9 protein-coding genes and 2 pseudogenes are annotated in these 9,773 nt (G+C 63.3%); 4 read left to right on the forward strand and 7 right to left on the reverse strand.

Features of this window, described 5'->3' with window-relative positions; all coding sequences use genetic code 11:
* The 3 genes from Q0D45_RS18945 to trpC form a co-directional block, all read left to right on the forward strand.
* Positions 1-529: aminodeoxychorismate/anthranilate synthase component II (locus Q0D45_RS18945; protein ID WP_293396631.1), on the forward strand; the 529-nt coding region annotated here is incomplete at its 5' end.
* Between the two features lie 7 nt (positions 530-536).
* Complete coding sequence (gene trpD / locus Q0D45_RS18950; RefSeq protein WP_293396634.1) at positions 537-1,571, forward strand: anthranilate phosphoribosyltransferase; 1,035 nt, start codon at positions 537-539, stop codon at positions 1,569-1,571.
* A 20-nt stretch (positions 1,572-1,591) separates the two neighbouring features.
* Positions 1,592-2,386 carry an indole-3-glycerol phosphate synthase TrpC gene (trpC, locus tag Q0D45_RS18955; protein ID WP_293396637.1) on the forward strand — a complete coding sequence of 265 codons (795 nt, stop codon included), beginning with the start codon at positions 1,592-1,594 and terminating at the stop codon, positions 2,384-2,386.
* Here trpC and Q0D45_RS21700 read toward each other — a convergent pair.
* Positions 2,383-2,535, reverse strand: a pseudogene (locus Q0D45_RS21700) (LysR family transcriptional regulator); the annotation flags it as partial. The gene trpC and the pseudogene Q0D45_RS21700 overlap by 4 nt on opposite strands.
* Positions 2,536-2,673: 138 nt before the next feature.
* Between Q0D45_RS21700 and Q0D45_RS21705 the strand changes: the two are divergent.
* A pseudogene (locus Q0D45_RS21705) lies at positions 2,674-2,751 on the forward strand (salicylate hydroxylase); the annotation flags it as partial.
* Between the two features lie 67 nt (positions 2,752-2,818).
* Here Q0D45_RS21705 and Q0D45_RS18965 read toward each other — a convergent pair.
* The 6 genes from Q0D45_RS18965 to Q0D45_RS18990 all read right to left on the reverse strand — a co-directional run.
* Positions 2,819-3,016 (reverse strand): hypothetical protein, encoded by a 198-nt coding sequence (locus Q0D45_RS18965; protein WP_293396643.1) that lies wholly within the window; start codon positions 3,014-3,016, stop codon positions 2,819-2,821.
* Between the two features lie 83 nt (positions 3,017-3,099).
* On the reverse strand, positions 3,100-4,323 hold the full coding sequence (locus Q0D45_RS18970; protein ID WP_293396646.1) for a type II secretion system F family protein: 1,224 nt from the start codon (positions 4,321-4,323) through the stop codon (positions 3,100-3,102).
* A 53-nt stretch (positions 4,324-4,376) separates the two neighbouring features.
* Positions 4,377-6,125: a type IV-A pilus assembly ATPase PilB gene (pilB, locus tag Q0D45_RS18975; RefSeq protein WP_293396649.1), complete on the reverse strand. Its 1,749-nt coding sequence runs from the start codon at positions 6,123-6,125 to the stop codon at positions 4,377-4,379.
* Positions 6,126-6,237: 112 nt separating this feature from the next.
* Complete coding sequence (locus Q0D45_RS18980; RefSeq protein ID WP_293396652.1) at positions 6,238-7,386, reverse strand: hypothetical protein; 1,149 nt, start codon at positions 7,384-7,386, stop codon at positions 6,238-6,240.
* Between the two features lie 76 nt (positions 7,387-7,462).
* Positions 7,463-9,472 carry an O-antigen ligase gene (locus Q0D45_RS18985; RefSeq protein WP_293396655.1) on the reverse strand — a complete coding sequence of 670 codons (2,010 nt, stop codon included), beginning with the start codon at positions 9,470-9,472 and terminating at the stop codon, positions 7,463-7,465.
* An 87-nt stretch (positions 9,473-9,559) separates the two neighbouring features.
* Positions 9,560-9,773 (reverse strand): pilin (locus tag Q0D45_RS18990; RefSeq protein WP_293396658.1); only part of this gene is annotated, 214 nt, incomplete at its 5' end.

Consider the following 9,773-nt stretch of genomic DNA (forward strand, 5'->3'; position numbering starts at 1 on the left):
GCTCGGGGCGGAGGTTGCCGTGCACCGCAACGACCAGATCACGGTCGATGAGGTAGCCGCACTGAAACCCAGCCACATCGTCCTGTCACCGGGACCGTGCACGCCGAACGAAGCCGGCATCTGCCTGGAACTGATCGAACGCCTCGGCAAGCCCGGTACTTTTCCGATCCTCGGCGTCTGCCTCGGCCATCAGTCGATCGGCCAGGCTTTCGGCGGCACCGTGCGCCGTGCGGCGTCGGTGATGCACGGCAAGACCAGCCCGATCCACCATCTGGCCGGCTCCGTGTTCCGCGGTCTGCCGAGCCCGTTCACGGCCACGCGCTATCACTCGCTGATTGTCGATCGTGGCGATTTCCCGGCCGAACTCGAAGCCACCGCATGGACGGTGAAGCCGGACGGCACGCCGGACGAGATCATGGGCTTGCGCCACAAGTCCTTGCCGATCGAAGGCGTGCAGTTCCATCCGGAATCGATCCTGACCGAGCATGGTCACGCGATGCTGAAGAACTTCCTGGACAACTGGAGTTGATGGGGTCATGACGCCACAGGAAGCGCTGGCGCGGACCATCGAGCACCGCGAAATCTTTCACGACGAAATGATCGCGCTGATGCGCCAGATCATGCGCGGTGAAGTGTCGCCGGTGATGACGGCGGCGATCCTGACCGGCTTGCGCGTGAAGAAGGAAACCGTCGGCGAGATCGCTGCAGCGGCGACAGTGATGCGCGAGTTCGCGCTGAAGGTGCCGACGCCGGGTGGTGCTGCGGACGCGCACCTGGTCGACATCGTCGGTACCGGTGGCGACGGCTCGAACACCTTCAACATTTCCACCGCCTCGATGTTCGTTGCGGCGGCTGCAGGCGCGAAAGTCGCCAAGCACGGCAATCGCAGCGTGTCGTCGAAATCCGGCAGTGCCGATGTGCTCGAAGCGCTCGGTGCCGATATCGATCTGTCACCGGAACAGGTCGCGCGCTGCCTTGCCGAAACCGGCATCGGCTTCATGTACGCACCGCGCCATCACCCGGCGATGAAGAACGTCGCCGCCGTGCGCCGCGAAATGGGCGTGCGAACGATCTTCAACATCCTCGGCCCGCTGACCAATCCGGCCAGTGCGCCGAACATCCTGATGGGCGTGTTCCATCCGGATCTGGTCGGCATCCTCGTCCGCGTGCTGCAGAAGCTCGGCGTGCAGCGCGCGCTGGTGGTCTGGGGGCGCGATGGCATGGACGAGATTTCGCTCGGCGCCGCGACACTGGTCGGCGAACTGCGCGATGGCCAGATTCGCGAGTACGACATTCATCCCGAGGATTACGGCCTGGCGATGGCAGCCAGCCGCAATCTGAAAGTCGATGACGCTGCGCACTCGAAGCAGCGCCTGCTGCAAGCGCTGGACAACATCGCCGGCCAGGCGCGCGACATCGTCTGCCTGAATGCCGGTGCGGCGCTTTATGCAGCCGGCGTGGCCAGCTCGATTTCCGATGGCATCGTCCGCGCGACCGCGGCGATTGCCAGCGGCGCAGCCCGCGCGAAGGTTGATGCCTATGTCGCGGCGACGCACGCTTCCGGCAATTGAGACCTGGGGAACCTGATCGAATGAGTGACATCCTCGAAACCATCCTCGCCCGCAAGCGCATCGAGATCGTCGAGCTGCAGGGACGCATCGCGATCGGCAATCTGGAACGCATCGCACTGGCGCAGCCGTCACCGCGCGGTTTTGCCGCTGCGCTGTCAGCGAAGGCTGCGACTGGCGCTGGCGTGATCGCCGAGATCAAGAAGGCCAGCCCGTCGAAAGGCCTGATCCGCGAAGACTTCAACCCCGGCTGGCTGGCCGAGGATTACGCGCGCGGCGGCGCGGCCTGCCTGAGCGTGCTGACTGACGAGCAATTCTTCCAGGGCCATAACGATTACCTCGTCGAGGCGCGCCAGCACACGCCGCTGCCGGTGATCCGCAAGGATTTCCTGATCGACGAGATCCAGATCGTCGAAGCCCGCGCGATCGGCGCCGACTGCGTACTGCTGATCGCCGCAGCATTGGAACCCGCGCGGCTCGGCGAACTGGCGCGGCTCGCGCAGGATCTGGAGATGGACGTGCTGATCGAAGTGCACGACCGGCCGGAGCGCGACGCGATGCTGGCGCTGGACCTCAAGACGCCGGTGCTGCTCGGCATCAACAACCGCAATCTGCGGACCTTCGAGACCCGGCTGGAAACGACCCTCGAACTGCTGGCCGGCATTCCCGCCGGCTACGACGTGATCACCGAAAGCGGCATCGGCGCGCCCGCCGATGTGCAGCGAATGCTTGCCGCTGGCGTGCGCCGCTTCCTGATCGGTGAATCGCTGATGCGCCAGCCGAGTCCGGGCGACGCCTTGCGAGTCTTGATCGCCTAGGCCTTGGGCGGCTGCGTATGGAGCTGCAACAGCAGCTCACGCAGCCAGCGGTTTGCCGGGTCCTGATGCTGCTTGGCGTGCCAGAACAGATTGATCGCGATCTCCGGCAGGTTCGCCGGGTGCTTCACGTGTACGAGGCCGAATGGTTCGGCAACGATTCCGTATCCGCCACGGACCAAGAATTTCCACCACGAGATCGAACTGGTTGTCGCCATTCCTGGGGCGGCATGGTGATTATCGCGGCGGCTGATTGCGCGGCGGCGAAGATCCGGCATCTGGTCTATCTCGCCGGTTTCAAGTTCGCTTCCCGGCTGATCATCTACGACAGCGAGATGATTCCGAACTCGATCATCTATCCGATCTGAGCCGATCTGCCTGAATGCAAAAAGGCCGGAAAGCGGGGGCTTCCGACCTTTTCTGTACGACGATGGCTCAGCCCAGGGTCTTTTTCGGGGTCGTGTGCTTGGCGGTCTTGTGAGCCTTGTGCGCGCGCTTGGTCTTGGCGGTGGCCTTGGCATCCGTCGTCGCTTCAGCCGTAGCTTTGGCCTTGGCGGGCGGCACAGCGGCGGAGGCGAGGCCGGCGGCGAGGAAACTGGTCGACAGGGCAACGGCAGCAATGATCTTGTTCATCGAAAATTCCCAGGGGTTGGCAGCACAAGTGCGTGCTGCTCCTGCAGCTTGGGGGCCAATAATGAGGACAGAATTAAGGCCAATCAGATCGCTGCACCGATCTTGAAGATCGGCAGATACATGGCGACGACCAGACCGCCGACCAGAACGCCGAGCACGACCATGATCATCGGCTCGAGCAGCGCGGTGAGGTTGTCGACCAAGGCGTCGACTTCTTCCTCGTAGAAATCCGCGAGCTTCGCGCACATGTGATCGAGCGAGCCGGATTCCTCGCCGATGGCGACCATCTGCACCGCCATCGCCGGGAACAGGCCGGTCTGCTGCATCGTCAGCTGCAGTTGCTGGCCGGTCGACACTTGATCACGCATCTGCATGATCGCTTCGGTGAACACGATATTGCCGGCGGCCTTGGCGACCGAATCCATCGCTTCGACCAGCGGTACGCCGGCGGCGAACATGGTCGACAGGGTGCGGGCATACCGGGCGACGGCGGACTTGTAGAGGATGTCGCCAACCACCGGCAGTTTCAACAGCAGGCGATCGGTGAAACGGCGAACCTTGGGCGAGCGGATATGGGCTTCCCGCAGGCCGAAGAAGGCGCCGAGACCGACCAGCAGGATCAGCCACCAGTCGGCCTGAATGAATTCGGACAGCGAGATCACCATCTTGGTGAACGCCGGCAGATCGGCGCCGAAGCCCTGGAACAGCGAGGCGAACTGCGGCACCACGAAGTACAGCAGGATCGAGGTGACGATCATCGCGACGGCGATCACCGCCGCCGGATAGGTCATCGCCTTCTTGACCTTTTTCTTCAGCGACTCGGTCTTTTCCTTGTAGGTGGCGATCTTGTCGAGCAGCGCTTCCAGCGCGCCGGAGCGTTCACCGGCATCGACCAGATTGACGAACAGATCATCGAAATGACGCGGGTACTTGGCCAGCGATTCGGCCAGCGTTGCGCCGCCTTCGATGGTGCCCTTGATGCCGAGCACCATTTCGCCCATCGACGGATTGGCATGGCCGCGGCCGACAATTTCCAGCGACTGCACCAGCGGCACGCCGGCCGACATCATGGTCGCCAGCTGGCGGCTGAACACGGCGATGTCCTGGCCCTTGATCGGCTTCTTGCGCTTGGCGAACAGCGCCGATTGCTTCCGCACCCGGATTGGATTGATGCCCTGCTTGCGCAACTGCAGCTTGATGTGGGCTTCGCTAGGGCCGTCGGACACACCCTTGACCATCGTGCCCTTGCGGTCACGGCCTTCCCACGCAAACCTTGCGTCCTTCACCAAAGTGCTGGCTACGGCCATGGTTGATTCCGATCGACTGACGATGGTGCTGCGTCGCCGCGAAAAGAATACTGCTAATCGACGGTGACGCGGTTCGCTTCGGTAAGGTCGATGGTGCCGTCCAGCACCTTGCGCAGAGCCGATTGGCGGAGCGTGCGCACGCCTTCGCGCGCGGCCTGGTCGGCGATGTCGATAGCGTTGCCGCCTTCCATGATCACTCGCGAGATCGCGTCGGTGACCGGCATCACCTGATAGAGGCCGGTGCGCCCCTTGTAGCCGTTGTTGCACTGATCGCAGCCCTGGGCCTTGTAGATCGTGAACCCGGATGCCGAGATCTGTTCGACGGTGAAACCTTCACGCAGCAGTTCTTCCTTCGGCACCAGATCGGCCTTGCGGCAGTGCTTGCACAGCTTGCGAGCCAGACGCTGGGCGATGATCAGGGTCACGCAGCTGGCGACGTTGTAGGCCGGCACGCCCATGTTCAGCAGGCGGGTCAAGGTCTGCGGCGCGTCGTTGGTGTGCAGCGTGGACAGCACCAGATGGCCGGTCTGCGCGGCCTTGATCGCGATCTCGGCAGTTTCCAGATCGCGTACCTCGCCGACCATGATCACGTCCGGGTCCTGGCGCAGGAAGGCTTTCAGCGCGACGGCGAAGGTCAGCCCCTGCTTGACGTTGACATTGACCTGATTGACGCCCGGCAGATTGATTTCGCAGGGGTCTTCGGCGGTCGAGATATTGGTGTTGTCGTCGTTGAGGATGTTCAGGCCGGTGTACAAGGAAACGGTCTTGCCGGAGCCGGTCGGGCCGGTGACCAAGATCATGCCCTGCGGCTTGGCCAGCGCCTTCAGGTACAGCTCCTTCTGGTCCGGCTCGTAGCCGAGCGCATCGATGCCGAGCATCGCGCTCGAGGCATCGAGGATGCGCATCACCACTTTCTCGCCCCACATCGTCGGGCAGGTGGAAACGCGAAAGTCGATCGCCTTGTTGGCCGACAGCTTCAGCTTGATGCGGCCATCCTGCGGCACCCGGCGCTCGGCCAGATCGAGCCGCGACATCACCTTCAGGCGCGCGGCCAGGCGGCCACCCATCTGCACCGGCGGCGTGGCGATTTCCTTCAGCTCGCCGTCGACCCGGTAGCGGATGCGGTACTTCTTTTCGTAGGGTTCGAAATGGATGTCCGAGGCGCCGCGGTTGATCGCGTCGATCAGCACCTTGTTGACGTAGCGGATGATCGGCGCATCGTCGGCATCGACCCCGCCGGTGTCGGCGCCCGGATCCGCTTCGCCACCTTCGATCTCGAGGTTTTCCAGATCTTCATCGCCACCCTGCAGCGCGGTGGCCTGCACGGCGGCAACGGCGGCGTCGATGCCTTTGGCCAGCTTGTCCTCTTCGACGAGGATGCCTTCAACCTGATAGCCGGTCGCGAACTTGACCTCGTCGAGCGCCTGCAGGCGAGTCGGATCGGACAGCGCCACGAACAGCCGGCGATCGCGTTTGTAGATCGGCAGCACGTGGTATTTGCGCATCAGCTTTTCGCTGATTTCGCGGGCAATGCCGGCATCGACGGTGATCGAGCCGAGATCGATCAGCGGCGTGCCGAACTCGATGCTGGCGATCTCGGCGAGACGCGTGGCCTGAATCCACTTCGCTTCGACCACCACCGACACGAAATGCGAGCCGGTCCTGGCCGCCTTGGTCTGCGCCTCGCGCGCTTGCTCCTCGGTGAGCAGCCCGTCATTGATCAGCCGACGCGGCAGGCCGCCGATGAAGGTGGTGATCGGTGGTGCCGGGGGCGGTGATGTCGTCTGGAAATGGGTTGCCACGAATCGAGCCGGTGGTCGCCGGACGGAAAAGCCGTGCGAGCGGAATCGGGAAATTACACCGCCCACATCCGCGAAGCCAGCGACGATCCGGTAGCCGGAATGAGCGCGCGGCTCAACGGAACAGGTACTTGCCGGTTTCCGGGTTGCCCTTGCGCCAGACCACGCTATCGAGAAAGTAGTGATGGACGTTGATGAAGATCCAGGCCGCAAGCAGGAAGGCGCCGCTGCCGACACCTTCGAGCATCGTCGGGAACACTTTTGCCAACCACTGCGGCCCCATCCAGAAACCGAGATAGCCGAGCCCCATGGCGATTGCATAGAACAGCGCCATGCGCAGGCCGAACGTCATCGTCGGCGACTTCGCATCGGCGGCGCGATCCTGCTGCACGTTCAGTTCATAGCGCCAGACCACGACCATGTACTGGATCGAATGCATGGCCGGGAAGATCAGGGTCAGCACCGGGTCGCGATAGAGCAGCCACAGGTACAGCGCCACCGTGTAGGCCACCAGGCCATTGAACGGCGGCACCTGCTTGGTGGCTCGCCACTTGAGGCCGAGCATCAGCAACACGGCGGTCGAGGACAGGCCGGCGATCACTTCGATTGCCGTCAGGATCGGCTGGGGCGTGGCGAAGGTGTAGTACGAGATGCCCCAGTAATCAGCCTTGTAGGCGATCGCATTGGCGAGCAGCCAGGACAGGAACCAGACCACGTAGGCATTCCACAGCAGCACCTTCTTCTCGCGTTCCTTGAAGAAGCGCCGCTTCAACACCGAATCCAGCATCAGCATGCCGTAGCCCTGCTTCACGTAATGCCAGCCGACGGTGAAGAACATCAGGTTGACGCTGAAGCCCAGCGCCCGCGCGTTTTTGGTGACCAGGCACCACAGGAAGAAGCCGATCAGCAGCAGCGGCACCGCGACGCCGGCAATCAGATAGCGCACGCGCCATTCGCGCGGATACTCGGCGTTGAAGCCGCGCTTGCCGAAGTCCCGATAGAACAGATGATAGGAATGCGCGAAATGCGGGTTGTTGATGAAGTGCGCGACCGCCGTGGTGAGGATCAAAACATCGCCGTAGGCCTTCCAGTCGGTCGGTAGCAAGGCGAACCAAGGAATGATCAACAGGGTCGCGCCGCCGAGGCAGAAGAAATCCATCCACGGCCCGAACAGGTAGCCGGGCTGCTGGGCGAAGCCGGTCTTCGGCGGGCTGACTGCCGCCTTCGGTTCGGCTGCTGGCAAGGAGGCAGTGGTGGCGCTCATCGGGTGGGTTCAAGCGAGGGTGCCAGAACCGTAAGGCGCGTACTGATGTGATGCAAGCGGCGAGGCTCGATTCGGCTCAGTCGGCGCCGCAGCCCGGTGTGCCGTCGCTGACCGGCGGTTCGCGTTCGCTCAAGCGGGCGATCGGCTTGGCCAGCGGGTCATCGGGCAGGAAGATCGTCAGCCCTTGCGCCATTTCGATCGCGTCCTTGCAATGGCCGAGTTTCAGCGCCAGCGGAATCGCGGCTTTCAGCAGCAGGCTGCGGCCGCTGTCCGGAAATGCCGAGACCTTCCACCAGCGCATGCCGTCCTCGAACAGCAGCGAGAACGCAGCTTCGGACTTTCCGTCGGTATCGAGCCGCTGCGCCAGCTTGACCCGGGCATCGGCATCGAGCGGATTGCGGCGCAGGCTTTCCGCGAACAGGGCGGTCGGGTCGCGGGGAATGCCATCGGAGACGGCTGCAGCGACCTCCGGATGACGCAGGATCAGGCTGCCGAGATCGCGCCAGGTATAGGGCAACGCCGGGTACTGACGAATCTGATCGGATAGTTCCTTCGCCGCCTGACGTGCCGCTTCGATGCGCTTGTTATCGTCAACCGCGAGGTTCGCACTGGCCGTGTAGGCATTCACGAACCACTCGCGCGCCGGCAGGTAAGACGGCTGCGTGGCCGCCATCAAGGCGGAAAACTTGGCAAAGAATTTCTCGTCGCCGGACAAGGCGGCACACAGCCGCAAGCTGCATTGGCCGGTGGTCATCGTGTAGTAGGCGCTTTGCAGGCCGATGGTGGCAGTCAGCCACAGGCCGAGCCCCGCGAGCAGCGTGGTCAGCATCGGGCGTGACACGACGCGGAACAGATCGAAGTTTCGCGCGTCAGTCCGCAGAAGATCCAGCCGGCCGAAGTACAGCCCGGCGATCAGCGCCAGCGGCATCACGTAGAAAATGAAATTGAGCGCGGCGTGGCCGAACAGACAGCACAAGGCGCCGACCAGGCCGGCTGCTTCGACGAACGACGGCGAATTGCTGCTGCTGCGCGCCTCACGCCACAGTCTTCGCGCCGCCAGCGCCAGGCTCAAGGCCAGCAACAGCAGCAGGCCGAGCAGCAGCGGCCCGCCTTCGGCGAGCATCTGCAGGTAATCGTTGTGGGCGAGATCGCCGGTAGTCGATAACTCGTTTGGGCTGCGGAACATCAGGTAGCGGATTTTGTAGGTGCCCAGACCGCTGCCGTACCAGGGCCCGTCTTCGACCATCGCCCAAGTCGATTTCAACATCGCTAGACGATCGCCGGTCGACTGATCGCCACTGATGCCGGTCAATCTCGACAGCGAGCCGGCATGGTGCTGAAACGGTGCGATCACCGCCAGCAAGGCCACGAACAGGATCAGGCTCGCGGCCAGCGTTTTCCAGGCTTGCCGGTCGTGGCGGATCAGCAGTGCACCGAGCACGGCGATGCCGAACAGGAAGCTCAGGTGCCCGCCACGCGATGCTGTGGCAGCCAGGCAGGCGAGCGCCACCAGCAGAAAGCCGGCAGTGCCGGAACGCGCCGCCACGCGCCAGCCTTCAGCGCGAACTCTTTCATGCAGCCTGGCAATCGCTGGCAAGGCAAACACATTGCAGAACGCCGCAAACGCGTTGACGTCGAGAAATACCGAGAACGGCCGACTGCGGATCAGCAGGAAATCGACCAGGCCCAGCGCCATGATCAGCAACGCGAGGGTCTGGATCAGCCAGAGGCTGGACCGCCAGACACTGTCATCGCGCAATGCGACGACGGTGGCGAAATAAGTGAGCGGCATCGCTGCAACGGTCCAGCCGACGATGAAGCTGGTGCCGGGGAGGATGCTGAATGCAGGGCTTGCCAGCAGCCAGACGGCGAGCAGCAGCAAGCCGACGCTGGTCAGGCTGATCGGCAGTGTTTTCTGACCGGCCGCATTGTTCTCGATGAAACGCAGCCCGCAGCCCGCAAGCACGATCCCGGCGAGCAGGCTGGCAAACTGGAGGTGGGTATCGATGCCGCCGACATGAAGGGCCGCTGCCCCGAAAGCGATGCCGGCCAGCAGCGTGGTGACGACGACGAGTGGCGGATTCATGGCGAGCGTTCGGATGTCACAAATGAGAACGCCGCCCGAAGGCGGCGTTCTGACACAAGCTGAGGCTTACGTGGCGCTATCGGCCTATTAGCGACAGACCTGCGGGCGATATTTCGTTTCGATGGTCGAAACGGTGTTGCAGGACCAGGCCAGGGTCGGGCCAGCTGAGGTGGGATTGGGCGTGAAAACAAGGGTCTTGTCGTCAATGGCGGTCGTGCCGGTGCTCTGCGCGGTGACCGTGACAACGCCGCTGGTGACACTTACCGAGGAAACATACCGGGTTGCAGCGTTGACGCAGCCT

It is taken from the genome of Nevskia sp. (assembly GCF_023266035.1).
GTDB lineage: Bacteria > Pseudomonadota > Gammaproteobacteria > Nevskiales > Nevskiaceae > Nevskia.

What these genes read in the sequence shown, in the direction of transcription:
- Q0D45_RS18965 (WP_293396643.1), bottom strand. Translation starts at nt 3,016, where the DNA reads ATGAACAAGATCATTGCTGCCGTTGCCCTGTCGACCAGTTTCCTCGCC.
- Q0D45_RS18970 (WP_293396646.1), bottom strand. Translation starts at nt 4,323, where the DNA reads ATGGCCGTAGCCAGCACTTTGGTGAAGGACGCAAGGTTTGCGTGGGAA.
- Q0D45_RS18985 (WP_293396655.1), bottom strand. Translation starts at nt 9,472, where the DNA reads ATGAATCCGCCACTCGTCGTCGTCACCACGCTGCTGGCCGGCATCGCT.
- Q0D45_RS18980 (WP_293396652.1), bottom strand. Translation starts at nt 7,386, where the DNA reads ATGAGCGCCACCACTGCCTCCTTGCCAGCAGCCGAACCGAAGGCGGCA.
- trpD (WP_293396634.1), top strand. Translation starts at nt 537, where the DNA reads ATGACGCCACAGGAAGCGCTGGCGCGGACCATCGAGCACCGCGAAATC.
- trpC (WP_293396637.1), top strand. Translation starts at nt 1,592, where the DNA reads ATGAGTGACATCCTCGAAACCATCCTCGCCCGCAAGCGCATCGAGATC.